23 protein-coding genes, 4 tRNA genes and 1 pseudogene are annotated in these 24,700 nt (G+C 40.1%); 23 read left to right on the top strand and 5 right to left on the bottom strand.

The window, feature by feature from the left end; all coding sequences use genetic code 11:
• Positions 1–95 precede the first annotated feature (95 nt).
• From tsaB to fghA, 4 genes are all read left to right on the top strand, one after another.
• The gene (gene tsaB / locus JGE69_RS16135; protein ID WP_017387477.1) at positions 96–761 is read left to right on the top strand and encodes a tRNA (adenosine(37)-N6)-threonylcarbamoyltransferase complex dimerization subunit type 1 TsaB; all 666 of its coding nucleotides are present in this window, start codon (positions 96–98) and stop codon (positions 759–761) included.
• 11 nt (positions 762–772) lie between these two features.
• Positions 773–1,564: a class I SAM-dependent methyltransferase gene (locus JGE69_RS16130; protein WP_199114204.1), complete on the top strand. Its 792-nt coding sequence runs from the start codon at positions 773–775 to the stop codon at positions 1,562–1,564.
• Positions 1,565–1,700: 136 nt separating this feature from the next.
• The gene (locus tag JGE69_RS16125; protein WP_016144399.1) at positions 1,701–3,152 is read left to right on the top strand and encodes a C13 family peptidase; all 1,452 of its coding nucleotides are present in this window, start codon (positions 1,701–1,703) and stop codon (positions 3,150–3,152) included.
• On the top strand, positions 3,121–3,966 hold the full coding sequence (gene fghA / locus JGE69_RS16120; RefSeq protein WP_002115889.1) for an S-formylglutathione hydrolase: 846 nt from the start codon (positions 3,121–3,123) through the stop codon (positions 3,964–3,966). The genes JGE69_RS16125 and fghA overlap by 32 nt, the downstream gene beginning before the upstream one ends.
• A gap of 5 nt (positions 3,967–3,971) precedes the next feature.
• Here fghA and JGE69_RS16115 read toward each other — a convergent pair whose 3' ends face one another.
• On the bottom strand, positions 3,972–4,244 hold the full coding sequence (locus JGE69_RS16115) for a DUF2218 domain-containing protein (RefSeq protein WP_000843456.1): 273 nt from the start codon (positions 4,242–4,244) through the stop codon (positions 3,972–3,974).
• A 184-nt stretch (positions 4,245–4,428) separates the two neighbouring features.
• Here JGE69_RS16115 and rpe point away from each other — a divergent pair, with 184 nt between their 5' ends.
• The 14 genes and pseudogenes from rpe to JGE69_RS16045 all read left to right on the top strand — a co-directional run bounded on the left by rpe (position 4,429) and on the right by JGE69_RS16045 (position 14,607).
• On the top strand, positions 4,429–5,115 hold the full coding sequence (gene rpe, locus JGE69_RS16110; RefSeq protein WP_199114205.1) for a ribulose-phosphate 3-epimerase: 687 nt from the start codon (positions 4,429–4,431) through the stop codon (positions 5,113–5,115).
• A 356-nt stretch (positions 5,116–5,471) separates the two neighbouring features.
• Positions 5,472–6,293 carry a Cof-type HAD-IIB family hydrolase gene (locus JGE69_RS16105; protein WP_199114206.1) on the top strand — a complete coding sequence of 274 codons (822 nt, stop codon included), beginning with the start codon at positions 5,472–5,474 and terminating at the stop codon, positions 6,291–6,293.
• A 103-nt stretch (positions 6,294–6,396) separates the two neighbouring features.
• On the top strand, positions 6,397–6,792 hold the full coding sequence (locus JGE69_RS16100; RefSeq protein ID WP_130174065.1) for a hypothetical protein: 396 nt from the start codon (positions 6,397–6,399) through the stop codon (positions 6,790–6,792).
• A gap of 41 nt (positions 6,793–6,833) precedes the next feature.
• Positions 6,834–8,771, top strand: a complete 1,938-nt coding sequence (locus tag JGE69_RS16095) for a copper resistance system multicopper oxidase (protein ID WP_199114207.1) — start codon at positions 6,834–6,836, stop codon at positions 8,769–8,771.
• Positions 8,758–9,513: a copper resistance protein B gene (locus JGE69_RS16090; protein WP_199114208.1), complete on the top strand. Its 756-nt coding sequence runs from the start codon at positions 8,758–8,760 to the stop codon at positions 9,511–9,513. The genes JGE69_RS16095 and JGE69_RS16090 overlap by 14 nt, the downstream gene beginning before the upstream one ends.
• 28 nt (positions 9,514–9,541) lie before the next feature.
• A pseudogene (locus JGE69_RS16085) lies at positions 9,542–10,538 on the top strand (cation transporter).
• A gap of 150 nt (positions 10,539–10,688) precedes the next feature.
• On the top strand, positions 10,689–11,009 hold the full coding sequence (locus tag JGE69_RS16080) for a DMT family transporter (RefSeq protein ID WP_002115842.1): 321 nt from the start codon (positions 10,689–10,691) through the stop codon (positions 11,007–11,009).
• Between the two features lie 12 nt (positions 11,010–11,021).
• The gene (locus tag JGE69_RS16075; RefSeq protein ID WP_039767144.1) at positions 11,022–11,501 is read left to right on the top strand and encodes a methylated-DNA--[protein]-cysteine S-methyltransferase; all 480 of its coding nucleotides are present in this window, start codon (positions 11,022–11,024) and stop codon (positions 11,499–11,501) included.
• A 134-nt stretch (positions 11,502–11,635) separates the two neighbouring features.
• Positions 11,636–12,856: a bifunctional glutamate N-acetyltransferase/amino-acid acetyltransferase ArgJ gene (gene argJ, locus JGE69_RS16070; protein ID WP_199114209.1), complete on the top strand. Its 1,221-nt coding sequence runs from the start codon at positions 11,636–11,638 to the stop codon at positions 12,854–12,856.
• Positions 12,857–13,000: 144 nt separating this feature from the next.
• On the top strand, positions 13,001–14,065 hold the full coding sequence (gene nadA, locus JGE69_RS16065) for a quinolinate synthase NadA (RefSeq protein WP_002115913.1): 1,065 nt from the start codon (positions 13,001–13,003) through the stop codon (positions 14,063–14,065).
• A gap of 142 nt (positions 14,066–14,207) precedes the next feature.
• Positions 14,208–14,284, top strand: a tRNA-Pro gene (locus JGE69_RS16060).
• Positions 14,285–14,340: 56 nt separating this feature from the next.
• Positions 14,341–14,417, top strand: a tRNA-Arg gene (locus JGE69_RS16055).
• Positions 14,418–14,450: 33 nt separating this feature from the next.
• Positions 14,451–14,526: transfer RNA gene (locus JGE69_RS16050), tRNA-His, on the top strand.
• Positions 14,527–14,530: 4 nt separating this feature from the next.
• Positions 14,531–14,607 (top strand) — tRNA-Pro (locus tag JGE69_RS16045).
• 177 nt (positions 14,608–14,784) lie between these two features.
• Here JGE69_RS16045 and add read toward each other — a convergent pair.
• A complete protein-coding gene (gene add / locus JGE69_RS16040) occupies positions 14,785–15,780 on the bottom strand; it encodes an adenosine deaminase (RefSeq protein WP_199114210.1) in 996 nt (331 codons plus the stop codon).
• A gap of 402 nt (positions 15,781–16,182) precedes the next feature.
• Between add and JGE69_RS16035 the strand changes: the two genes are divergently transcribed.
• A complete protein-coding gene (locus JGE69_RS16035; RefSeq protein ID WP_033848162.1) occupies positions 16,183–17,358 on the top strand; it encodes a zinc-binding dehydrogenase in 1,176 nt (391 codons plus the stop codon).
• A 104-nt stretch (positions 17,359–17,462) separates the two neighbouring features.
• Here JGE69_RS16035 and JGE69_RS16030 read toward each other — a convergent pair whose 3' ends face one another.
• A complete protein-coding gene (locus JGE69_RS16030) occupies positions 17,463–18,410 on the bottom strand; it encodes a LysR substrate-binding domain-containing protein (protein WP_199114211.1) in 948 nt (315 codons plus the stop codon).
• 245 nt (positions 18,411–18,655) lie between these two features.
• Between JGE69_RS16030 and JGE69_RS16025 the strand changes: the two genes are divergently transcribed.
• From JGE69_RS16025 to JGE69_RS16015, 3 genes are all read left to right on the top strand, one after another.
• A complete protein-coding gene (locus JGE69_RS16025) occupies positions 18,656–19,876 on the top strand; it encodes an acyl-CoA dehydrogenase (protein ID WP_199114212.1) in 1,221 nt (406 codons plus the stop codon).
• A 226-nt stretch (positions 19,877–20,102) separates the two neighbouring features.
• Positions 20,103–21,425, top strand: coding sequence for an MFS transporter (locus JGE69_RS16020; protein WP_199114213.1), 1,323 nt, complete (start codon positions 20,103–20,105; stop codon positions 21,423–21,425).
• A 51-nt stretch (positions 21,426–21,476) separates the two neighbouring features.
• Positions 21,477–22,706 carry a CaiB/BaiF CoA transferase family protein gene (locus JGE69_RS16015; RefSeq protein ID WP_199114214.1) on the top strand — a complete coding sequence of 410 codons (1,230 nt, stop codon included), beginning with the start codon at positions 21,477–21,479 and terminating at the stop codon, positions 22,704–22,706.
• 85 nt (positions 22,707–22,791) lie between these two features.
• Here JGE69_RS16015 and JGE69_RS16010 read toward each other — a convergent pair whose 3' ends face one another.
• Both JGE69_RS16010 and JGE69_RS16005 read right to left on the bottom strand, forming a co-directional pair.
• A complete protein-coding gene (locus JGE69_RS16010; RefSeq protein ID WP_199114215.1) occupies positions 22,792–23,451 on the bottom strand; it encodes a VOC family protein in 660 nt (219 codons plus the stop codon).
• 14 nt (positions 23,452–23,465) lie between these two features.
• Positions 23,466–24,014, bottom strand: a complete 549-nt coding sequence (locus tag JGE69_RS16005; protein WP_199114216.1) for a TetR/AcrR family transcriptional regulator — start codon at positions 24,012–24,014, stop codon at positions 23,466–23,468.
• A gap of 98 nt (positions 24,015–24,112) precedes the next feature.
• Between JGE69_RS16005 and JGE69_RS16000 the strand changes: the two genes are divergently transcribed.
• Positions 24,113–24,646 (top strand): HPP family protein, encoded by a 534-nt coding sequence (locus JGE69_RS16000; RefSeq protein ID WP_199114217.1) that lies wholly within the window; start codon positions 24,113–24,115, stop codon positions 24,644–24,646.
• Positions 24,647–24,700: the final 54 nt, after the last annotated feature.

Raw genomic sequence — 24,700 nt, 5'->3', positions numbered from 1 at the left:
GGCATTTTTATTTAGAAAGAGAACAACTCGCCTATCAGAGCCGAGTGGGGTATCATAACCCTCGTTTTTAATCTGATTTAATACTAAGGTTGTGCATGAAATTGCTGGCGTTGGAAACTGCAAATGAGCAGTGTTCTATTTCATTAGTCGATGAAACCCAAGAACTGTTTTTTCAACTCGATACGCGGGCGAAAGCACAAACCCAGACCATTTTGCCTATGATTGAGCAAGGGCTACAACAAACAGGTCTTGAAGTTGCTGGTTTGGATGCGATTGCCTTTAGTCGTGGGCCGGGTTCTTTTAGTGGTGTTCGAATTAATGCTGCTGTTGCCCAAGCTTTAGCTTGGTCACAAGATTTACCTGTGGTTCCAGTTTCTACATTGCAAGCTTTAGCACAAGCGGCATACCGACTTGAAGGTTTGGAGCAGGTGACTGCGGTACTCGATGCACGTATGAATGAAGTTTACATTGCAAGTTTTGTTCTAGATGAACAAGGAATTATGCAGTGTATTGATGAAGAAAAATTAATGAGCTATGAGCCAGCAGCAGCTTATGCAAAACATTGCTTAATTGGTTCGGGAGCCAAGCTACTTCAAGCTGATGCAGAGCATCAAACAATCACCGCAACTGCACAAGATATTGCTTCTATTGCACGTGTTTATGCAGTGCAAAAGCAGTGGGTTGATGCCGAACATGCTTTGCCAGTTTATTTACGTGATGATGCATGGAAAAAGATAGCGGATCAGGGTAAAGCAAAATAAAGGCAGTACTCATGCATATATATTTTGAAGAAGATTTTCAAGAACAAGCACAGCACTACCAAGCTGTGCTTTATTCTAGAGGTGTGACTGTCGATTTACAGCCAATTGAAAGGCTGAATGCACGGTTTTTACGCTTCAATCCTGAAATTGCCCTTTGTGTAGATGAAAACGGACTTTGGTTATCTGCTAATGGCATGAAAATGCAACCCGACTGGAAAGCTGAAATTCCACGTTTAAAACGTGCAAGTCTTAAATCGGAAATGATTGCCCGTGCTTGTCAGTTAGGTGAAAAGCCAGTACTGGTTGATGCAACAGCGGGTTTAGGCCATGACAGCTTACTTATGGCTTATCTAGGTGCCCAAATCCAGCTTGTTGAGCGCCATCCGATTTTATTTACTTTACTTGAAGATTCAAAAGCTCTGGCGGAACGTGATCCATTTTTAAGTCAATTTATGGATCGTATTCAACTGATCTTTGCTGACTCTGGAAGCTATTTACAGCAATTACATCAAGAAGCAAAAACGGTTGATGTAGTCTACCTTGACCCGATGTTCCCACAGCGCGACCAGAATCAACAAGCAATTAAAAAACAAGCTCAAGTCAAAAAGCAAATGCAGCTTTTACATCTTCTTTTACCTGAAGATGGTGAGATGGATTTGGGGGATAATTTGCTAGTTTTGGCACAGAGAGTTGCTAAACGTGTAGTCGTTAAGCGACCACGCCATGCTATTTTCTTGGCAAATCAAGAGCCAGCTCATCAATGGCAAGGGGATGCTTGTCGTTTTGATGCGTATTTTCAGTAGGCTTATGTAAGGTTAGGTTTTATTGCTTGAATAATGCACAAATATATGTGATATAGTTCAAAAGCATGATTGCTAAAATTCTTAGCAGGCATACACTTAAGATGCCTGTCAAAAACGAAATTTTTGAAAACCTTTTATGATTGATCTTAAACCCTCCATTAACTTTTGGCATGATTTTAAAAGCAACCAAATTGCCGGAATGTGGCTGTTTTTGGGGTCAAGACGTTCTTTACAGATTGTACATCCATCTATTCTTCAACTTATTGTTTGGGGAATTTTAGGGGGGTGTACTAACTCTCTTTACAGCTGGCTTGTAGCTGGTCAAATCGGTGATTTTAATTCACAAGGTTTAATTGGTTATGCGCTTTGGCCATTCATTGCTTTAATTGTTGGTATTTTCTTATCTCAGCGAACCAACCAACCTCGCTTAATGCTAGTTCCTGCTTTACTTTGGCTGGTTCTAGATACAAATATCTTATTAATTCAATGTTTAATCCAGTATTTGGGGTCTAACGGTTATCTCAACTTTATTCCCGATGCTATTTATAACGGAATTTTACCGAGTTTATTTGTAGCTTTATTCGTGTGGCAAAGTTTAGCCGTAATTTGGGTTTTCTCACGTGAGCTTAAGTGGCCATGGTGGGAACGTGCACTGGTTATGGTTGCGACTATTGCAACGATGGTGGTTTGGCAACTTTCTGTAAAAGATCAACCGATTTGGAAAGTAGAAGAGTCTGCACCAACGTTTGCTGAAGATGCTTTTTATGCGCAAAGTAAACTTTTAAATGATTCTTTAGAGCAAGTTCAATATGGTGAGCTCGCCAAAAGCCATTGGTATTTTCTAGGTGTTGCTGGCGATAGTTATCAAGATGTTTTTAAATCGGAAGTGGTCCGTATTAAAGAACAGTTTGATACACGTTTCGGAACGATTGGTCGCTCAATGATGCTGGTCAATAATCCAGATACCCGTACAGAGATTCCAATTGCTTCTAAAACCAGTATCGAGTTAGCTCTACGCCGTATGGGGCAGCAAATGAACCGTGATAGTGATGTCTTATTTCTATATATGACTTCACACGGTGAACAAAATCACTTTGAAATTGAAAATGCGCCATTAGATTTAGGGCAAGTGGACCCGAAATGGTTGCGAGAAACACTGGACAAATCCGGTATACGCTGGCGTGTAATTGTGATCTCAGCCTGTTATTCAGGAAGCTTTATTCCTGCTTTACAGTCTCCTGATACCTTAATCATTACCGCATCTGCTGCTGATAAAACTTCTTTTGGATGTAATAACGAAGCTGATTATACCTATTTCGGTCGGGCTTTCTTTGATTTAGCTATGCGAGAGCAATCGTCGATGAAAGACTCATTTAACACAGCTAAGCAAACAGTAACCAAATGGGAAGTGGCTCAAGGTGTTGAACCTTCCGAGCCTCAGTGGATGATTGGTAAAAATATGGAACTCATGCTACCTCAATTGGAAAAGTATCTATTTCCTCAGCAAAATACGGGTAGTGTAGATATTGCTCAAACAAAAACAGAGGCTAAAAACGATGCAACTCCTGCAAAAAAACCGCTGCTTTGAGGGCGAGCAGCGTATATACCAATTTGAATCTTCTTATTTAAAAGGACCAGCGAAGTTTGGTGTTTATTTACCACCAGCAGCTTTAGAAGGTAAAGCATGCTCAACTTTGTTTTACTTAGCTGGGTTAACGTGTACTGAAGAAACCTTTGCCATTAAAGCACATGCGCAACATATGGCAGCACAACTCAGCTTAATATTGATTACCCCAGACACTTCTCCTCGTGGAGAACAAGTTGCAGCAGGGGATAACTGGGATTTAGGTCAAGGTGCGGGCTTTTATATTAATGCTACGCAAGCGCCATGGTCTGAGCATTATCAAATGGAAAGCTATTTAATTGATGAGTTATATCCACTCATTTTAAAAAGCTTTCCTGTAAACGCTCAACAAGTTGGTATCTTTGGACACTCAATGGGTGGCCACGGTGCATTAACTTTAGCGTTTAAATATCCTGAAAAGTTTAAGTCGGTATCTGCTTTTGCTCCGATCTGTGCACCAACAGAGTGTGCATGGGGTGACAAAGCCTTTAGTCATTATTTAGGTGCAGACCGCGCTAGCTGGTTGGCTCATGATGCCACCGCTTTAGTCTCAAAGAATGGTGCAATATTTAGCGAAATTTTGGTGGATCAGGGGTTAGATGACCAATTTTATGAACAGCTTCACCCTGAAAAATTTAAGCAAGCATGTTTAAAAGCAGGACAGCCTTTAACTTTAAGACAACATGCTGGCTATGATCATGGTTATTATTTTATTCAAACCTTTATGGATGAGCACTTACAGTTTCATGCAATCCAGTTAGAAAAAGTATCTGGCTAATTAGTTTAGTGTTGCCATTCAACTTGAAATTCTTGTTGAGCCATACGGTTTAGATGATCAAGCACCACTTTTTCTAAGTGGTTGTGGTCATCTAACTGACTATCAATAGCAACGTTTAACTGCTCTGTTTCTGGTGCAAGCGTAATTGTTGCGGTAGGCATTAAGATTTTAAAATCTTGTTCAGTTTCTTGTACTTCAAATTTGTGCTTCCAATGATTAACTAGACGTTTTGCAATGCGTTTTCCATCGTTTGTTAATAGATGAGTTGTGCTTTTCATTATCAATCCTCACATTGGTTTAATGTACCTTAACAAATTCGTTTCGCCGTTAGCATTCTATTGTTGCAACGTTACGTTTCAAGTTTGAAATGTTGTCATTTAAGCAAGTAAGGGCGGGCCAAGTAGGTTCTTTTTTGTTATAATTTTTAGCCTCTCCTTAAACTTCTAGCCAGGTCATCCACCTATGTCCAAGCCTTATTTGATTGCTCCTTCTATTTTATCTGCCGATTTTGCTCGTTTAGGCGAAGATGTAGACAAAGTGTTAGCCGCAGGTGCAGATTTAGTGCATTTTGACGTTATGGATAATCACTATGTTCCAAATTTAACTTTTGGTGCAGGTGTATGTAAGGCTTTAAAAAACTATGGGATTACAGCTCCTGTTGATGTACATCTAATGGTGTCTCCAGTTGATCGTATTATTGGTGATTTCCTAGAAGCAGGTGCAGATATTATTACGTTCCACCCAGAAGCATCTCACCACATTGACCGTTCATTACAGCTTATTAAATCTGGTGGTGCTAAAGCAGGTTTAGTTTTTAACCCAGCAACGCCATTGCATTATTTAGATTATGTACTTGATAAAGTTGATCAAATTTTATTAATGAGTGTAAACCCTGGTTTTGGTGGACAAAAGTTCATTCCAATGACTTTAGAAAAATTACGTGAAGCGCGCAAAATTATCGATGCAAGTGGCCGTGATATCCGTTTAGAAGTTGATGGTGGTGTTGGCCCTGCAAATATCCGTGAAATTGCAGAAGCTGGTGCAGATATGTTTGTTGCCGGTTCAGCAATTTTTGGTCAACCCGATTATAAAGTTGTGATTGACCAAATGCGTGCAGAGCTTGCGAAAGTAGGCAGTGTTGATGCTTAAAAAGATAGAGTTAATCTAAAATAAACTTGTGGATAACTTTGTTTATAACTGTATGGATAACTGTGTTGATAACCGTATGGATAAGATGTTGGTAAAATAAACAAAATTAGATCAACCGTTTATTCTATAGACAAAAACTATGAAAAAAGAACGTTTTGGCGTTCTTTTTTTATGCGTGTTGAATAATTTATTAGCTGGTTTTTTATTAAGCTTTGCTAAAAAATAACCTGTGCAAAAAACGATGTAGCTCTGTGTAAAACTTTTTGTGCATAGATACGTATAAAACTGTAAAAGTGTCATGAAAAATAAAGCTAAATTTGGTTTAATAAGTTTTTAGTAAGAGACCTTGATCATTAATGACAGTAAAAATTTTAGCAGTAGATATGGATGGGACTTTTCTTAATTCCAAAAAGCAGTACAACAAAGCACGTTTTTTAAAACAATACGAACAACTAAAACAAAATAATATTCATTTTGTGGTAGCCAGTGGTAATCAACTTGCAAAACTTGTTACCTATTTTCCAGAAATTAATCATGAGATTGCTTTTATTGCAGAAAATGGCGCACATGTTGTAGATGCAGGGCAAGAAATAGCTTTTGCTCATTTAAGTCAGCAACAATACGTTGAGATTTTAAAAGCGATTGACTCTTCATATATCTCAACCATGGTGATCTGTGGGAAACAGAGTGCTTATGTGCATAGCAGCATGAACGCAGAAGACTATGCCAAAGTTGCCCGATATTTTGAAAAACTGACAGTTGTAGATGACTTTTATGCACTAGATGACTTGGTGTGCAAAATTACTTTTACCGCTCAGGAAAACGAAAGCTTTGCGATTTTTGAACATTTTCAGAAGCAAAGTTTTGTAGCAGATAAAGTTTTGGTACCTGTTTCAAGTGGTTTTAATTTTATCGATTTGATTCTTCCCGACCAGCATAAAGCACATGGTTTGAAGCTGTTACTACAAAAATGGCAGGTTGAACCTAATCAAGTGGTTGCGATTGGTGATAACAACAATGATATGCAGATGATTAAAGCTGTGGGTTATGGGTTTGCAGTTGAAAATGCAGTAGAAGCATTAAAAGCAGTGGCGCCTTATGCCACTGTAAGTAATGAGCAAGAAGGTGCATTAGAGGTGATTGATTTAGTACTTCAGCATCAACCCCCATTTGCTTAATTGCTCTATAACAAGCAGTTAAGATAGAAAATTGTATCTCTTTTAAAACTTCGTTATGCTAATGGCATTAAGATCACTCATCGGCTCTAGGCGATAAATCACAATGGCTCTACAACACTTACGCAAGTATGCTTGGTTTGTGTTCCTAATGGCTTTCGTCATTGGGTGGAGTGGTTTGTCTATTGCACAGACGCCTATGCAACATGATCTTCATACTATGCCGTGTCATAGCGAAAAATTTTCGCATAACAATATGCATACTCAAGCAAATGATCAGACCGTATGTCATCAAAAGATGACTCAGTCTCTTCATTCGCATGGTGAGCATTGTCAGGACTGTAACCCAGTCCATTGCCAAATGGTAAATTTGGCTCTGCAGCAAGCTGTACCTGACGTTGAATCCCCACTTATTCCTATTTCATATCAATTTAGCAGTATTTATCAGGCTCAACATTTAGCCGGATACTGGCAAGAGATTTTACGTCCTCCTAAAGCTTGATCCTTATTTACTTATTTTTTTAATTAAAAAGGATTACAGCAATGTCTCATAAAACAATTAGCAGCTTAGTCGCTGTATTTGGGCTATTGGTTTCACCATGGTCACTCGCAGCAATTAAGGAATATCACCTTAATATTAATGAACAACAGGTCAATGTTACGGGCCAACCTTTAAAACGAATTACCGTAAATGGCAAGTTTACAGCACCACTCCTTGAGTTTGAGGAGGGGGATGACGCTGTTATTCATGTTCATAATCAATTAAAGAATCAAGATACGTCTTTGCATTGGCATGGATTGTTACTACCAGGGTTAATGGATGGCGTACCTGGTTTTAATAATTTCAAAGGAATTGCGCCAAACGGAGATTTTGTTTACCGCTTTAAGGTGAAACAAAATGGCACCTATTGGTATCACGCCCATAGTAAAGGCCAAGAGCAAGATGGTTTATATGGCCCGCTCGTGATTTATCCAAAAAGAAAAATACCTGTTGCTGCTCATGAGAAAACGGATCGTGATTATGTGGTGATGCTTTCAGATTTTCATAATTCTTCTAGCGATAGCATTATGAAGAATTTGAAGAAATCTGCTGAGTATTATCAAAACCGCCGTGAAACCCTATCTGATGTTTTGAAGCAAGTTAAAACACAAGGCTTAAAAGCAACTTGGCAAGATCGTTCGATGTGGAATCAGATGCGGATGTTAAAAACCGATATGTCTGATGTGACGGGCTATACCTTCTTAGTCAACGGCAAAACACCGCAACAAAACTGGACAGCTAACTTTAAAGCTGGTGATAAGGTTCGATTACGATTTATTAATGCATCAGCGATGTCATTTTTTGATGTCAGAATTCCAAATTTGAAAATGACTGTTGTGAGTGCAGACGGGCAGCCAGTTAAACCAGTTGCAATTGACGAGTTTCGTATCGGTACAGCCGAAACCTACGATGTCATTGTAGAACCTACGCAATCAAATTATCAGATTGAAGCAGAGTCTATTGACCGCAGTGGTTTTGCCATTGGGACTTTGCACAATGAAAATACGCAAGCTGTAGGGCCAATTCAAATGCCGCAGCCGCGTCCACGTGCTTTGTTAACCATGGAAGATATGGGCATGAGTCATGGCAATGGGGCAAGTGATGAACATGCTGGCCATCAAATGAACATGCAACATGACATGTCGGCTATGCCTGAAATGAAAAAAGAAGCGAGCCATGCTAATCATGATTCTACAATGATGAATATGGATCATGACATGAAAAATAAGTCATCTAGCGAACATGATCATTCCATGATGCAAATGAAGCATGACATGTCAGCGATGCCTGAAATGAAGCATGATATGCAGGCAATGTCAGCTAGCGAGCATGACCACGCTATGATGAATATGAATCATGAGATGCCTGCGCAATCTGAGAATAAGCCTAAAAAGGATGAACCCGTTTATGGCTGGGCAAATGCTTCGACACCAGCGGGTATGAAAGCACTGCAATATAGTGATTTGCAATCTTTAACACCTCAGCCAGACACGCGTGCACCAGAACGTGAATTAGTTATTCGTTTAGGTGGCAACATGGAGCGTTATATCTGGACCATTAATGGCAAAAAATTTAGCGAAGCTGAGCCATTACAAGTTAAGTATGGCGAACGTATTCGCTTGAAGTTTGTGAATGACAGCATGATGGCCCACCCAATGCATTTACATGGGATGTTTATGCAATTAGAAAATGGCCAACAAGCTGAAAACTTACCAAATAAACATACTCTCATTGTTCCACCAGGAAAAACCGTTACTGCGTTATTGACAGCTGATGCCTTAGGTGAATGGGCGATTCATTGCCATCTGCTTTATCACATGAGTGCTGGAATGATGAATAAGTTGATTGTGGCTCAAGTGAATGATGGACAAGAACCTGCTCAAGCTCAATCACCTGTTCAATTTGAAAATGAGAAAGGAGCTAGTCATGCGCATCACTAAGTTATTTTCTCAAATGTTATATTGCGGTGCTTTCTCGAGCATATCAGTATTTACTTTTGCTCAAGAGCCTTTAACTCATGATCATTTACGTGAACATGGCGGACAGGTTTATCAAGCAACAAAAATTGATACTAGCTGGACTCAAAATGAAGAAGGAGAAGGTAGTTTTTCTTCTGAATTAGAAACTTGGGTGGGAACGGATGAAAATAAATTGTTCATTAAAGCCCATGTGGATAAAGCAGAGTCAGAAGATGCTAATTACGGCAGTTCAGTACTTTATAGTCGAAATGTAGCTGACTATTGGGATGTACAGGCCGGGGTAAACTACGAACGTTTGCAACGCGAAGATGAAAAGCAAGATCGTTGGGCAGGTGTCGTGGGTTTACATGGCATGGCACCTTACTTTTTTGAAACAGATGCATATCTTTATGCAGGTGAAGACCAGCTATGGAAGTTAAGTTTAGAAACGGAAAGGGACTTGCTCTTTACCCAAAAGTTAATTGGTAAACCTTATTTAAAAGCAGATGTCGTTTTGCAAGATGAATCTCGCTATGCAAGTAAAACAGGTTTATCAAGTTTACAAGCTGGTTTCCAAACCCGTTATGAACTCAACAAAAAGGTCATGCCATTTGTTGATGTCGGTTATGGCTATGAGAAAGGTTTAAAACAAACTGCTTGGCAAACTGGAACCGACTCCGAACATGGTTGGTATTATGGAGCTGGGTTAACACTAAAATTCTAATTGCCGAACAAAAAGTAAGCTTAAACATATGCCATTGGTTTATACTAATGGCATTGTTTTTTTGTGTCAGTTATGGTGCAAAGATGGCTTTAGAAAAACAAGAGAATCAAATACATTTAAGTAAAAATAGCTCTAACTGCGAATGCTCAAGCATGTCGTCTCAGGAGTGTTTCACGCCTAGTGAACCTGTGGCTAAAAAGAGTCAATGGGTAAGTTATTACCATATCCCCCGAATGGACTGTGCAGCCGAAGAGCAAATGGTACGGATGGCTTTGGCCTCTTACAATGACGATATTCAAGAACTTTATTTTGACTTACCAGCGCGTCATTTGGCGATTTATCATAGTGTTCAGGCTGAAATGATTACTCAAAGTTTACAGCGTCTGGGACTAGGGGCCGAGTTACAACAAACGCAGCCACATTATGAACCTGTTGAAAAACCTAAAAAGGTTCGAGCTAGTTCTTCAACCAATGCAACACAAAAACAAGTTTTACAATGGTTGTTACTGATTAATGGGGTCATGTTTGTTATTGAGTTGATGGCAGGCATTATTGCTTCATCGACAGGGTTAATCGCTGATTCGCTCGATATGTTTGCCGATGCTGCAATTTATGGCATTGCTTTATTTGTGGTGGATAAAAATCTAAATGCGCAATTAAGGGCTGCACATCTTTCGGGGTGGTTGCAGTTTGGCTTAGCCATGATTGTGTTAGTTGATGTGTTGCGCCGTTTTATTTATGGCAGTGAACCTGTTTCAATTCTCATGATTTTAATTGGCGGATTAGCGCTTGCGGCCAATATTAGTTGCCTTTATTTAATGAGAGACCATAAGGAGAGCGGGGCACACATGAAGGCGAGTTATATCTTCTCTGCAAATGATGTCATCGTCAACTTGGGTGTCATTGTCGCGGGAATATTGGTTGCCATTACAGGTTCGCGTTATCCTGATTTAATGATTGGATTGATTATTGTTTTGTTTGTTTTAAATGGTGCACGAAAAATTTTACAGTTAAAAAATGAATAATATTTTTCTGATAGACGCAAGTTTGTGTCAGGGTTTGCCTTCATTTTTTATTTTAAAGTAAACTGAGTCCTCACATAAAGGAGGAACGACCTCCCCCATAATGGGTCATCATGTCGGGACGACCTGACGCTATAAAAATTAGTGAATGTTATGGCTTGGGCTATTTTAATTTTAGCAGGTGTATTTGAAATCATTTGGGCATATTCTATGAAAATGTCCGAAGGTTTTACACGTTTAACCCCTAGTGTTATTACCGTAGTTTTTATGATTTTGAGTGTGGTTCTACTTTCAATTTCAATGAAAACTTTACCTCTGGGCACTGCCTATACGGTTTGGACAGGAATTGGCGCAATTGGGTCATTTCTCGTAGGTATATTTTTTCTTCATGAGCCTATTGGAGCTATGCGAATGATTGCCGCTGTATTAATTGTGTCAGGTTTGGTTTTAATGAAAATTTCATCGCCGTCTTAAGAGAATAAAACTATGTTGCTGTCTTATAAGTGTATCAATTCGCCTGTTGGGCAATTAAAGCTAGTTGCGAATGAAAATGCTTTGGTGGCAGTACTCTGGGACAATGAAAATCCAAAACGTGTTCGACTGGCTGAGCTGGTCGAACAACTTGAACATCCAGTTTTATTAAAGACCGAACAACAATTACAAGAATATTTTGAAGGTAAACGCCGAGAGTTTACATTGCCACTAGATTTCGAAGGAACTGCATTTCAAAAGCTGGTCTGGTCTGCTTTACTGACCATCCCTTATGGGGAAACAAGAAGTTATAAAGATATTGCACTCCAAATTGGCAATGAAAAAGCGGTGAGAGCAGTGGGCGCGGCAAATGGCAAAAACCCGATTTCAATTATTGCACCTTGTCACCGAGTCATTGGTGCGGGTGGAGCTTTAGTTGGTTTTGCTGGTGGTCTTGATAAGAAAGATATTTTATTAAAACTAGAGCAACAATGAGCCGTTTTTGCGCTCGATTTTTTTAGTCTTTTCTACTAAGCTGTCCACTATGATATTTCATAAGGTCAGTGCTTCACTGCATCGCTTTTTTGAAATATTGATCTTATTCATAACAAACTTTGGATGTTCTAAAAATGGCTGTCGGTGACGTAACAATGCCACAAATGTATGTGGTAAAAGGTGTAAAAATTGGCTCAACAGAAGCATATGTACGTTACCAAAACCGACGAGATTTAGTCATTTTTGAGTTTGCAGAAGGCTCAAATGTTGCTGGTGTATTTACTCAAAATGCATTTTGTGCAGCACCTGTTCATGTCTCTAAAGCTCATCTTGCCGAAGGTAATCCTCGCTATTTAGTGATTAATACGGGTAATGCCAATGCGGGTACTGGACCTACAGGTTTGAAAAACGCTCAGGATACTTGTGCGAAGTTAGCGGAGCTTGCTGGAGTAAATAGCTCTGAAGTACTTCCGTTTTCTACGGGTGTGATTGGTGAGCAGCTTCCAATGGAGCGTTTACTTGCTGGTCTTCAGCCTGCATTAAATAGTGTAAAAGATGCTGCTTGGAATGATGCTGCATCTGGCATTATGACCACAGACACCGTACCTAAAGGCGCATCTGAACAATTTGAACTTGATGGCATTACTTATACTATGACAGGTATTAGTAAAGGCGCTGGAATGATCCGCCCAAACATGGCAACCATGTTGAGCTTTGTAGCAACAGATGCACCTATTAGCCGTGATTTAGTACAAAAGCTATTAAAGACTACAGTTGAGCACTCATTTAACCGTATTACGATTGATGGCGATACTTCGACCAATGACTCTTGCATTTTCGTAGCAACAGGTCAGGCGGGTGGCGCTGAAATCACATCGGACAGCGATGCACGCTACGCTAAAGTGTTAGAAGTTCTTGCTCGTGTAATGAATCGTTTAGCACAGTTAATTGTCCGTGATGGTGAAGGTGCGACGAAATTTATTACTGTTGCTGTAGAAGGCGGCGCAAATACTCAAGAATGTTGTGACATTGCATATAGCATTGCGCATTCACCACTTGTCAAAACTGCACTCTTTGCATCGGACCCGAACTGGGGACGTATTTTAGCTGCGATTGGCTATGCAGGGGTTAAAGACTTAGACGTGTCTAAAATTCAAGTGTGGTTAGACGATGTACAAATCTGTAAAGACGGTGGCGCAGCTGAGGAATATACCGAAGAAGCGGGTGCGCGTGTTATGGCTCAAACCGAAATTACCATTCGTGTTGATGTAGGACGTGGTCAGGCCAAAGACACGGTATATACCTGTGACTTATCTTACGACTATGTCAAAATTAATGCTGATTACCGTTCTTAAATATCAGTTATAATCAAGCCTCGACAAAGAGGCTTTTTTATTAGCCCCATCTTTTGATATTAAATGATTCAATCCGTAAATCATTTAAGCAGTAACGTTATATGCGAGCAGGTATGCCAGCATGAAGGATAGAGAAGACGTTTTATGAGTGATGCGACTTTAATTGCCAACGATGCAAAAAACATTGTACAAGCGCATTTAGACCGTTTAGGTGAGCCAAAAGACAATCGCTTAAGTGAAGAAGCAAAACAACAAAAGTTTGCACAGATCGAAGCAGAGCTCAAAAAACGTGATGCTGTCCTTGTTGCTCACTACTATTGCGACCCTGAAGTACAAGAACTTGCCGAAAAAACAGGTGGATGCGTTTCTGACTCTTTAGAAATGGCCCGTTTCGGACGAGATCATGCTGCCTCAACACTGGTTGTTGCTGGGGTCAAATTTATGGGAGAAACAGCAAAAATTCTGTCTCCTGAAAAAACAATTTTAATGCCGACACTTGAAGCAACCTGCTCACTAGATTTGGGCTGTCCTGTCGATGAGTTCACGGCATTTTGTGATCAGCACCCTGACCATACCGTAGTTGTTTATGCTAATACATCGGCTGCTGTTAAAGCACGTGCAGATTGGGTCGTGACATCAAGCTGTGCGGTTGAAATTGTTGAGCATCTAGACAGCTTAGGTGAAAAAATTATTTGGGCACCAGATCAGCACTTAGGTCGCTATATTCAGAAGAAAACTGGTGCAGATATGTTGCTTTGGGATGGCGCATGTATTGTGCATGAAGAATTCCGTGCGCGTGGTATTGCCAACATGAAAGCACTGTATCCAGACGCTGCTGTATTGGTACATCCTGAGTCACCAGAGTCAGTTGTAGAAATTGCAGACGCGGTAGGTAGTACGTCTCAACTCATTAAAGCTGCGCAGACTTTGCCAAACGAAAGACTCATTGTGGCAACAGACCGCGGTATTTTCTACAAAATGCAGCAAGCTGTACCGAATAAGATTTTAGTTGAAGCGCCAACAGCGGGTGAGGGGGCAACTTGTCGTTCATGTGCCCACTGTCCTTGGATGGCAATGAATGAACTTGACGGAATTTTAGAAGTTTTACAAAAAGGTGATCAGGAAATACACGTTGATCCAGCGCTTGCTGAACGTGCCAAAATGCCTTTAGATCGAATGTTAGCCTTTAGTGCATCGTTAAAACGTTAAAAAACCTCAAAATGCTTGTTAAATATACATTTGATAAGGATTTTTAACTTTTTTTGAGAATAGGTGTTGACGTCTGAGGGCGTCGCGCCTAGAATGCACAGCGTACCGCACGATGTGCGATACAGCAAAAGCTGAGATAGATCGGAGCATAGCACAGCCTGGTAGTGCACCTGGTTTGGGACCAGGGGGTCGTAGGTTCGAATCCTACTGCTCCGACCACTTAAAATAATATTTTAAGATCGGCGAAGTATCGCATGATAAGCATCATCGGTTAAGCGCCTGTAGCTCAGTTGGATAGAGCATCCGCCTTCTAAGCGGATGGTCACAGGTTCGAATCCTGTCAGGCGCGCCATTTGGTAGCTTGGTACATAGAACTTATTTGATGGTGGATGTAGCTCAGTTGGTAGAGCCCTGGATTGTGATTCCAGTTGTCGCGGGTTCGAATCCCGTCATTCACCCCAATTTCGGAGCATAGCACAGCCTGGTAGTGCACCTGGTTTGGGACCAGGGGGTCGTAGGTTCGAATCCTACTGCTCCGACCATATTTAAAAGCGTTCAAGCTTTGAAAATATCCCAAATATTGAAAAGAATTTCTTCTAGTCTTACAGGTAGAAGGAATTTTTTTGTTTTTATATATTTAAATTTTAATTCATACACACTCCAATATTTGAACTTGTTTATATAAGCTCTGTTCTCTGTTCTCTGTTCTCTGTTCTCTGTTATTGATATTTCTGCCTTAACTCATCTTTTTCTTGATCTGATAGAAATGCGATTTTTAGGCCGTTTTCTTGAGCTGTATAAATTTGCTCAGGGCTTAAACCTGCTAATGGGGCGGCAGTTAAATATTCATGTTGTATCTCAATGCCTTCTACCGCTGGGTCATCTGTATTAATGGTGGCAAGCACACCATGTTCTAAAAAAGTCTTTAATGGGTGTTGTGCTAGTGAGGGTACTGTGTTGGTTTGAATATTTGAGGTGAGGCAAGATTCAATACCAATCTGGTGTTTTGCCAAATAATCTAAAAGTTTTAAATCTTGAACTGCTTTAACACCATGTCCAATTCGTTCAGCGCCTAATTCTTCAATGGCTTGCCAAATACTTTCGGGACCGGCAGCTTCGCCTGCATGTACTGTAATATGCCAACCTGCATCACGCGCTTTTTTGAAGTGGTCAATAAATAAATTGCCCGGAAAACCAAGCTCATCTCCAGCAAGATCCAGCGCTTTAATATCATTTTTATGGGCAAGCAGGGCATTTAATTCTTTTTCGCAAGCTTCTTGGCCAAAAGTACGACTCATAATCCCAATTAGGTTCGCTTTTACTCCGTACGCTTGGCTGCCTTCTTTTACTCCAGCAATCACAGCTTCAACTACGCCTTCAAGTGGAAGTTGATGGGTCATACCCATGTAACCCGGTGAAAAACGTAGTTCTACATAGTCTAGGCCTTGCTGTGCTGCATCCTGCATGTTTTCAAAAGCAATACGTTTGCAGGCATCTAGGCTCGCTAATACTTTTACACCCCAATCGAGCTTAGATAAAAAACTTAATAAGTCTGGTTGGTTATCCATTACTTGTACGTGGGGTCGTAAAGATTCAATGTCGTAAGCAGGTAAATCTAAATTGTATTGTTGCCCCAAGTCTAAAATGGTTTGAATGCGGATGTTACCATCAAGGTGGCGGTGTATATCTGTAAGCGGGAGCGTTTTTGTAATCATAGACTTCTTCTTATCTGTTGCTATTAATTCATCATGCCTGTTTAGATACGCTGATAAAAGTTTGGATTTGCTATGTTTTTGTGAAAAGCGTTGAATTGAGTTTTTTGAACTTACTATATTTGTATAAGTTTTAATTTTGATGACATTGTTCTGGCCTAAGAAGATAACGCAGTCTGTGTAAGATACAAGCACCAAGATTTTTATTGTTTTTAATTTCGCTGAGCCTGTTTTTTGTTGACTCTTCAAGAGTGGATTGGCTGAAGAATGGTCATTGGTATTTTGGCTTTTACTTGTAAATATGAATAAAGGCTTGCTAAAGACCAAACTGATAAAGCGATTAATTTATCTGTAGAAATCTATTTCTGGTAAGTAAATGAAAAAGAAGAAATAGGAAGCACTCAAATGAAGTCGGTACTTTGTCATCAAGCAAAACTACAAGTGGTGGACCAACCAAAATTAACCCCTGCTAAAGGACAGGTTTTATTGGAAGTGGTGCGATGTGGGATCTGTGGCTCTGATTTGCATATGCAGCATCACTGCGACCACATGCATGATTTGGCTGCACGTGTCGGGTTTAATGGTTTAGCGAAGTCTACAGATCCGTTTGTACTAGGACATGAGTTCTGTGGCAAGGTTTTGGATTATGGTCCAAAAACACGTCATAAATTTAAAGCAGATACACTTGTTTGTGCAATGCCGCTTTTAAATGTAGATCAGCATGGTTACTTGTCTACAGGACTTTCTCCAAATGCTTCAGGTGGTTATGCCGAGCAAGTATTGGCTCAGTCGAGTTTGATGTTTGAAGTACCCAATGGTCTAGATGCAGATAGTGCTGCCATGACTGAACCTATGGCTGTTGCATTGCATGCTGTTCGCCGTAGCCGTGTGAAAACTGGTGAACCCGCTATTGTGATTGGTTGCGGTCCTGTTGGGCTAGGTGTCATATTAATGCTTAAAGCGGCTGGGGTTAAAACTGTAGTTGCCAGTGACTTTTCACCAAACCGCCGTAAGCTTGCCGAGCAATGTGGTGCGGATATTGTGGTAGACCCTAAAGAGACATCGCCATTTGCCAACTGGAAAGAGTTTGGTTTGCTTGGCAATGTTTCTGACGCAATTAACATGGGCATGGGACTATTTGATAAGTTGCAAGCAACACGCTTACCGTGGTGGCATGGATGGCGCATGATTGATAAGTTAGGTGCTCTGCCAAAACGTCCTGTTATTTTTGAATGTGTGGGCGTACCGGGTGTTTTGCAGCAAATTATTGAAGGTGCACCTTTGTTTTCCCGAATTGTTGGGGTGGGCGTGTGCATGCAAAGTGACAAAATAGAACCCGCACTTGCGATTAATAAAGAGCTAGAAATTCAGTTTGTGTTGGGCTATACACCGCTTGAGTTTAGAGATGCGCTACACATGATTGCAGAAGGGAAAGTGAACTGTTCACCACTGATTACGGGTGTTGTTGGCCTAGAAGGTGTAACTAATGCATTTGAAGCGTTACGTGATCCTGAACAGCATGCCAAAATCTTGATTGACCCGAAACGTAGCGGTTCAGATATTCAATTAATGAGTCATTAATTTCAAAGTCATTTATGCTTAACTAAAAGGTTGTGATCTTATCAATCACAATCTTTTTTTATGAGTATTGTTCGCGTTATTGGGCATAAATAAAGGCTATTGAGCTAATTCGTATTGGTCTTTAGTTGTTCTAGTTCTTGGTAAATCCACTCAACAAATTTTTGAATAGTCGGTGAGATGTCTTGGCTTGAGTGAATGAGGTAGTACTTTCGGCTGCCTTTTAATTTTTTATTGGAAACAATCACCAGTTCCTTTTTTTGTAGTTCAGACTCAATCAACATTTGTGGAATTAGAGCCATTCCCATGTCATGACTGGCGGCAACCGCAAGCATTGAAAATAACTCATGGCGTTGTCCATCAAAAGGTTTCGGGTGCTGCATCTGATGGGTTAGAAACCATTCTTGCCAAATGCTAGGCCGAGTGGTTTGTTGTAGTAGGGGAATTTTTAGTAAATCTTCGCAGCTTAAATCATAGGTATTTTCATTAATCATCACAGCATCTGGAAAATACTTTTCGATGAGTCTTGGTGAGCATACAGGTACAATTTCTTCATCCATTAAATAATGTGCTTGTATGCCGGGCCAGTGGTCAATTTGCTGTTGTGTACCTGCAAAAATAGCAGCATCAAAAATATTGTCATTAAATAAAAAAGGTTTGGTACTGGTTTCTAAATGTACTGTAATTTCAGGGTGTTTTTGATTTAAAAGATGGAGCTTGGGTAATAACCATCGCGTTGCAAAGGTAGGAACCACACCTAACTTTAATGTTCCACCTAAACCCTTATGAGAAATCACATCGGCTGTACATTTCTCTAAGCCTAATAAGTAAGGCTTAATACTTTTAAAATACTGCTGACCAGCAATGGTGAGTTCAACACCATGCCGAGTACGTATAAAGAGTTCAACGCCCAAGAAATCTTCTAACTGCTGAATTTGGCGCGAGACTGCACTTTGGGTAATACATAACTCTTGGGCAGCATAGGTATAACTTAGATGTTTTGCTGCACTTTCAAAGCAAATCAGGCCCTGAATGGATGGGATACTTCTTCGCATAAATAAATCCTTTTATTTGTCGTCATATTTCAAAACAGCATATGACCTAAATGCAGAGAGCAGAGTTTAGTATAAAAATAAGCCATTTTTAATGAAATACAACGAATTAAATATCTAAATTTAATGCATCTTATTTTAAATATGCGTAAGTCGCATATCTGCATGAACATTTATCGTTTGATTACTGCATTTTTCACGCATAACATCGAGTTAAATAAAGAAGATCAAATCAAGCAGAGGATGCGATGAATCACATGGTGACAACAAAAAAAGCAAAAGTTCAATTTAACTGGCAAGACCCATTTTTAATTGAGCAACAGCTTACCGAAGATGAGCGCATGATTCGTGATACTGCTCATGCCTATTGCCAAGAACGCCTGCAACCCCGTGTACTTGAACAATTCCGTCATGAAACAACAGATCCATCTATTTTTCGTGAAATGGGAGAGCTTGGCTTACTGGGGCCAACCATTCCTGAGCAATATGGCGGCGCAGGTTTGAACTATGTGAGTTATGGTTTAGTTGCGCGTGAAATTGAATATGTCGATTCGGGTTACCGCTCTATGGCGAGCGTGCAAAGCTCATTGGTCATGGTTCCGATTCATGAATTTGGTACCGAAGAGCAAAAGCAAAAGTATTTACCTAAACTAGCTACGGGTGAATACATTGGTTGTTTCGGTTTGACCGAACCTGACCATGGTTCAGATCCGGGCAGTATGATTACACGTGCTAAAAAAGTTGACGGTGGTTATCGTTTAAGTGGCGCAAAAATGTGGATTACCAATAGTCCAATTGCCGATGTATTTGTCGTTTGGGCAAAAGAAGTTTCTGCTGAAGGTAATGTTGGCGATATTCGCGGCTTTATTTTAGAAAAGGGCTGGGAAGGTCTATCTGCACCTGCCATTCATGGCAAGGTCGGTTTACGTGCCTCAATTACAGGTGAAATTGTAATGGATAACGTTTTTGTACCTGAAGAAAATGTATTCCCTGAAATTCGAGGTTTAAAAGGCCCATTTACCTGTCTAAATAGCGCCCGTTATGGTATTGCATGGGGTGCAATGGGTGCTGCCGAGTTCTGCTGGCATACTGCACATCAATACACCATGGACCGCAAACAATTTGGCCGTCCATTGGCTGCAAATCAGTTAATTCAAAAGAAACTGGCAGATATGCAAACTGAAATTGCTTTGGGTTTACAGGCAGCTTTACGTTTTGGCCGTATGAAAGATGAAGGTATTGCATCAGTTGAAGGGACATCTTTAATTAAGCGTAATAACTGTGGAAAGGCGCTTGATATCGCTCGTATGGCGCGTGACATGATGGGTGGAAATGGCATTAGTGACGAGTTTGGCGTGGCACGTCATTTGGTTAATCTTGAAGTCGTAAATACTTATGAAGGTACACATGACGTTCATGCCTTGATTTTAGGTCGTGCACAAACAGGCATAGCCGCATTTAGTAACTAACTCATTAATTTTTAAAAGATCGAGGTGTTCTTTCGAGAGCACCTTTAGGGATTTTTACGCAAAAATTTATGGAAAATGACAAGATTCATCGTAAGGATACTCATGTGAAGATGTGCCTCTGTGTACTTAAAACCAAATGTAAAATGATGAAAATATAGAAGATTAAGTCATGCAGAAAACATAAGTAGGCTACCGATGACTCATTTGGGAAAATGAGGAACTAAATATGAACAATGACGTTCAAGTAATATCGAAAGAATTAAGAACTACATTTCCAAATAACCTTGGAACATATGAAAGGATTGGACCAAATACATGGAAATGGGCCTTGTTATTTGCCTATTTTGCAATGGTAGTCGATGGCATAGATATTATGCTGTTGTCTTATAGCTTGACCAGTTTAAAGGCAGAGTTTGGTTTAAGTACCTTTCAAGCAGGTGCCTTAGGTAGTGCTTCTTTGGCAGGGATGGGGATTGGCGGTATTTTGGGTGGTTGGGCATGTGACAAGTTTGGTCGCGTACGAACCATTGCCAACTCGGTAACCTTCTTTTCGATAGCGACCTGTTTATTAGGCTTTACGCAAAGCTTCGAGCAATTTATGGCTTTACGTTTTATTGGTGCTTTGGGTATTGGTGCACTTTATATGGCTTGTAATACTTTAATGGCTGAATATGTGCCAACCACTTACCGTACAACGGTCTTGGGCACACTACAGACGGGTCAAACCGTAGGTTATATTGCTGCGACTTTATTAGCTGGCACAATTATTCCAGATCATGGCTGGCGTGTTTTGTTCTTCCTGACCGTAGTGCCTGCTTTTGTTAATATTTTCCTACAACGATTTGTGCCAGAGCCAAAATCTTGGCAGCTCACCAAAATTGAAAGCTTACAAGGCAACAGACAACCTAAAGAAATGGTCGTGGCTGAAAATCCGAAAAGTAGCAGCATTTATAAGCAAATTTTTAATAACTTTAAGCACCGTAAAATGTTTTTGTTGTGGATGACCACAGCATTCTTCTTGCAGTTCGGTTATTACGGCATTAACAACTGGATGCCAAGTTATTTAGAAACAGAAGTGCATATGAACTTTAAAAACTTAACCAGTTATATGGTGGGTTCATATACCGCAATGATTCTAGGCAAAATTTTAGCGGGTTATCTTGCAGACAAATTTAACCGCCGTGCTGTTTTTGTGTTTGGCACAATTGCCAGCGCCGTGTTCTTGCCAATCATTATTTTCTTCAATACCCCTGACAACATTTTGTATTTATTAATTACTTTTGGCTTCTTATATGGCATTCCATACGGTGTAAACGCGACTTATATGGCTGAAAGTTTTTCAACTGATGTACGTGGCACAGCCATTGGTGGTGCCTATAACATTGGTCGTGTTGGGGCTGCGATTGCACCAGCCACCATTGGTTTCTTGGCATCGGGTGGCACGTTTACCATGGCCTTTATTGTGATGGGCGCTGCGTATTTTGTTGCGGGTGTATTGCCAGGATTATTTATTAAAGATCGTCAGTACGATCCGCAAAAACAATCATAAACAATGACAAGGAGGTGCTCTTAGTACCTTCTAAAAGATAAGGGTATCGTTATGGGTGCATTACAAGGAATTCGGGTTTTAGATTTAAGTCGTGTACTTGCAGGGCCATGGTGCGGGCAAATTTTGGCAGACCTCGGCGCAGAAGTGATTAAAATTGAACGTCCTCGAGTAGGTGATGACACCCGTATGTGGGGGCCACCATGGATGCCCGATCAAGATGGAAATATGACTCGTGAATCTGGTTATTTCCAGTGTACCAACCGCAATAAATATTCGGTTGCGGTGGACATTACCACATCAGAAGGTCAGGCCTTAATTTATGAAATTGCCAAGACTGCCGATGTCGTGATTGAAAATTATAAGACAGGGTCTTTGGCTAAATATGGCTTGGACTACGCGTCATTAAGTGAGTTGAACCCGAACATTGTTTATTGCTCGATTACTGGTTTTGGGCAAAATGGCCCACGTGCAGAAGAACCCGGTTATGATTTTATTATTCAGGGTATGTCTGGTTTAATGAGCATTACTGGTGAGCCTGATGATGTGGCAGGTGGTGGTGCGCAAAAGGTTGGTGTGGCTGTGGTAGATATTCAAACTGGATTGTATTCCACCATTGCCATTCAAGCGGCACTGATTGCACGCTCACACACAGGACGCGGTCAGTATATTGATATGTCACTCCTTGATGTACAGGTCGCGGCACTGGCAAATCAGGGAATGAACTATTTAGCTTCGGGTAAAGCACCACAGCGCATGGGTAATCAACACCCGAGTATTGTGCCGTATCAAACTTTTAAGGCTAAAGATAAAGAGTTTATTATTGCTTGCGGTAACGACAAGCAGTTTAAAGATTTATGTATTGCGATTGGTTATTCAGAGCTGCTCGAAAATGAAAAGTTTGTCCGTAATCAGGACCGCGTAAAGTATCGAAATGAACTGATTCCTTTATTGTCGGAGCACTTTTTGCAGAAAACTGCCAAAGAATGGGTTGAGATGATTCATGCTTTAAAAGTACCTGTAGGTGTTATCAACTCTATTGAAGATGCTTTGGCTGAACCACAAATCGTACATCGCAACTTGGTGGTGAATATTCCTCATCGTTTAAATGAAAACTTCCAAACCATTGGCTCACCCATCAAACTGTCTGATACTCCAGTTGAATATCATCATGCGCCGCCAGAACTTGGTGAACATACTGCTCAAATCTTATCGAGATTTAAAACAGCAGAGGAGCTGGCTACGTTAAAAGAGAAAGGCATTATTGATGGGAAAATTGCTTAAGCTATTGCCGCTTTTAATGTGATTCAATTTAAATGAAAACTGTGATTCGCAATAAATCACAGTTTCTCATTAGAAAATAAGACTCTTAATATTTAAAAATAAGCGGCAGCTCTGGTCTGAAATCATGAATTATTCCTTGAGGCTCATGATCAAAACTAATTTCCATTAAATGCTCCGATCCATTAGTCACTTCAAAATTATCAACTGTATTGAACAGTAATGAAGTCGGGTGCTCTTCAAGGTTTGGAATAGAAACTTTAATCGCGGTGATTTCTGATAAACCTTTGTTATGCACAAGTGGTTGTTGTTTGTCTTTTGCAGCAAGATCTGGTCGTGAAGCAAATGAAAGGAAGAACCACATCGGTTCAGATACAACAGCATCTTTGGCAACATTTACTTCTAAGCTGGCTGGTAAATAGCTTGGCTTGTAAACCCAATTAGGAAATTTTGCGCCGTTATCATCTTTATTTTTAGGTCTAAAGCAAATTCCAAAAGGGGATGCGATATTATCTTGAGCACTGAGTCGTTCAAAAAGCAGAGTTGGTTTGGTGAGATCGCTTGAGGCTTCTTCTGGATTATTTAAAAAGATTAACTCAATAAAACTGTTTTTAAAGAAAAAGCGTCTGTTTTCGGTACCTTGACCCAGGTGCTTGTTGGATGAACCTTCTGTTAGACCGAATTTTTTTAAAGTTTCAGCTTCGGGAGCGCCTGATTGTACACAAATAAAAATATGGTCCACTTCCATTTTAAGTTCTCATGCTAATGTTTATGAATATTAAATAATTGATTAATAGAGTTTTTCATGTTTGTCGCAAGTGTTTCATCGAAACCATCGACTAAAAAGCGGCTAATGAGTCCTTCAATCACCGTATAGATCAGCTCAGATAAAGCTTCACCATTGGGTATATTGCAGTTTTGTGCAATCAATACTTTAATCCATTGTTTATGGGCTTTAGAAATAGAAATAATGTCTTGATCATCTTGGTTAGATTCAGCAACTGCTCTTACAAATAAACAGCCTTTAAAAAAATCTTGCCTAAACCAATTGGTGTGCCAATCCAGAATCTTATTGATGGCTTCTAACCCTGTTGTATCTCCTACATAGCCCAAAAGACTTTGCTTAAAGCGTTCATCACGTGCAATGAGTACAGATTTAACCAATTGATTTTTATTTTTATAGTAAGTGTACATGGTGGTTTTAGAGCACCCAGATTCATCGCGAATCAAGTCAACGCCCACACCAACAAAACTATTTTCATTAAATAACTTCTCGGCTGTATCTAATATTTTTAAGGCTGATTTAGACATAAAACTTTTCCAAAAAATAAAATAGTACAGATCTGTACTATTTGAAATTTTATCTATATGCTTTTTAAAAAGCAACTTCTGTCTAAGGAATAAAAATCATGTTCTCGATCTTTTATGGCAAAGAAAAACTAGCACCATCGCCCAATAAAATTGATATTTTAAGAAGCCTTGTTGGGGGGACGGTCAGTATTTTTATACTGTTGTGGTTGAGTAAGATCACACACAATATCTTTATCATGGCGCCGTTTGGTGCGACCTGTGTATTGCTCTATACCGTGTCGCAGTCACCTTTGGCACAGCCGAGAAATATTATATTTGGACATCTTATTTCAGCTTTTGTAGGTTTGTTTTTTCTAAAATTTGTCGGCGTTTCCATTTTTACAATTGCTTTTTCCGTGGGCTGTGCCATTGCGCTCATGCAGGTTTTTAAATGCGTTCATCCACCTGCTGGAGCTAATCCTTTGGTTATTTTGCTCACCGCAAGCAGCATACATTACGCGTGGAGTTTCTTAATTTTCCCTGTTTTGGTTGGTGCAGTGTCTTTGGTTTTGGTGGCGATGCTCATTAATAATATTAAAGCGAGTACGAAGTGGCCGATGTATGGCTTAGGAATTTTAAATAGTAAAAAGTAGGAAAGGTATGAAGTGTTTTGAGCTTAAAATAATGAAAGTATTCACTACGCCAAG

This window comes from Acinetobacter sp. C13 (assembly GCF_016809775.1).
Lineage (GTDB): Bacteria > Pseudomonadota > Gammaproteobacteria > Pseudomonadales > Moraxellaceae > Acinetobacter > Acinetobacter pittii.
This window is presented reverse-complemented; position numbering and strand designations above follow the sequence as displayed.

Bases quoted from the DNA above. Each gene is read 5' to 3' on its own strand.
- nadA (WP_002115913.1), top strand. From the start codon at position 13,001: ATGAGTGATGCGACTTTAATTGCCAACGATGCAAAAAACATTGTACAA.
- JGE69_RS16005 (WP_199114216.1), bottom strand. From the start codon at position 24,014: ATGTCTAAATCAGCCTTAAAAATATTAGATACAGCCGAGAAGTTATTT.
- JGE69_RS16130 (WP_199114204.1), top strand. From the start codon at position 773: ATGCATATATATTTTGAAGAAGATTTTCAAGAACAAGCACAGCACTAC.
- JGE69_RS16080 (WP_002115842.1), top strand. From the start codon at position 10,689: ATGGCTTGGGCTATTTTAATTTTAGCAGGTGTATTTGAAATCATTTGG.
- JGE69_RS16000 (WP_199114217.1), top strand. From the start codon at position 24,113: ATGTTCTCGATCTTTTATGGCAAAGAAAAACTAGCACCATCGCCCAAT.
- JGE69_RS16020 (WP_199114213.1), top strand. From the start codon at position 20,103: ATGAACAATGACGTTCAAGTAATATCGAAAGAATTAAGAACTACATTT.
- JGE69_RS16090 (WP_199114208.1), top strand. From the start codon at position 8,758: ATGCGCATCACTAAGTTATTTTCTCAAATGTTATATTGCGGTGCTTTC.
- JGE69_RS16030 (WP_199114211.1), bottom strand. From the start codon at position 18,410: ATGCGAAGAAGTATCCCATCCATTCAGGGCCTGATTTGCTTTGAAAGT.
- JGE69_RS16105 (WP_199114206.1), top strand. From the start codon at position 5,472: ATGACAGTAAAAATTTTAGCAGTAGATATGGATGGGACTTTTCTTAAT.
- add (WP_199114210.1), bottom strand. From the start codon at position 15,780: ATGATTACAAAAACGCTCCCGCTTACAGATATACACCGCCACCTTGAT.
- JGE69_RS16025 (WP_199114212.1), top strand. From the start codon at position 18,656: ATGAATCACATGGTGACAACAAAAAAAGCAAAAGTTCAATTTAACTGG.
- JGE69_RS16115 (WP_000843456.1), bottom strand. From the start codon at position 4,244: ATGAAAAGCACAACTCATCTATTAACAAACGATGGAAAACGCATTGCA.
- JGE69_RS16010 (WP_199114215.1), bottom strand. From the start codon at position 23,451: ATGGAAGTGGACCATATTTTTATTTGTGTACAATCAGGCGCTCCCGAA.
- rpe (WP_199114205.1), top strand. From the start codon at position 4,429: ATGTCCAAGCCTTATTTGATTGCTCCTTCTATTTTATCTGCCGATTTT.
- JGE69_RS16125 (WP_016144399.1), top strand. From the start codon at position 1,701: ATGATTGATCTTAAACCCTCCATTAACTTTTGGCATGATTTTAAAAGC.
- JGE69_RS16035 (WP_033848162.1), top strand. From the start codon at position 16,183: ATGAAGTCGGTACTTTGTCATCAAGCAAAACTACAAGTGGTGGACCAA.
- argJ (WP_199114209.1), top strand. From the start codon at position 11,636: ATGGCTGTCGGTGACGTAACAATGCCACAAATGTATGTGGTAAAAGGT.
- JGE69_RS16100 (WP_130174065.1), top strand. From the start codon at position 6,397: ATGGCTCTACAACACTTACGCAAGTATGCTTGGTTTGTGTTCCTAATG.
- fghA (WP_002115889.1), top strand. From the start codon at position 3,121: ATGCAACTCCTGCAAAAAAACCGCTGCTTTGAGGGCGAGCAGCGTATA.
- tsaB (WP_017387477.1), top strand. From the start codon at position 96: ATGAAATTGCTGGCGTTGGAAACTGCAAATGAGCAGTGTTCTATTTCA.
- JGE69_RS16015 (WP_199114214.1), top strand. From the start codon at position 21,477: ATGGGTGCATTACAAGGAATTCGGGTTTTAGATTTAAGTCGTGTACTT.
- JGE69_RS16095 (WP_199114207.1), top strand. From the start codon at position 6,834: ATGTCTCATAAAACAATTAGCAGCTTAGTCGCTGTATTTGGGCTATTG.
- JGE69_RS16075 (WP_039767144.1), top strand. From the start codon at position 11,022: ATGTTGCTGTCTTATAAGTGTATCAATTCGCCTGTTGGGCAATTAAAG.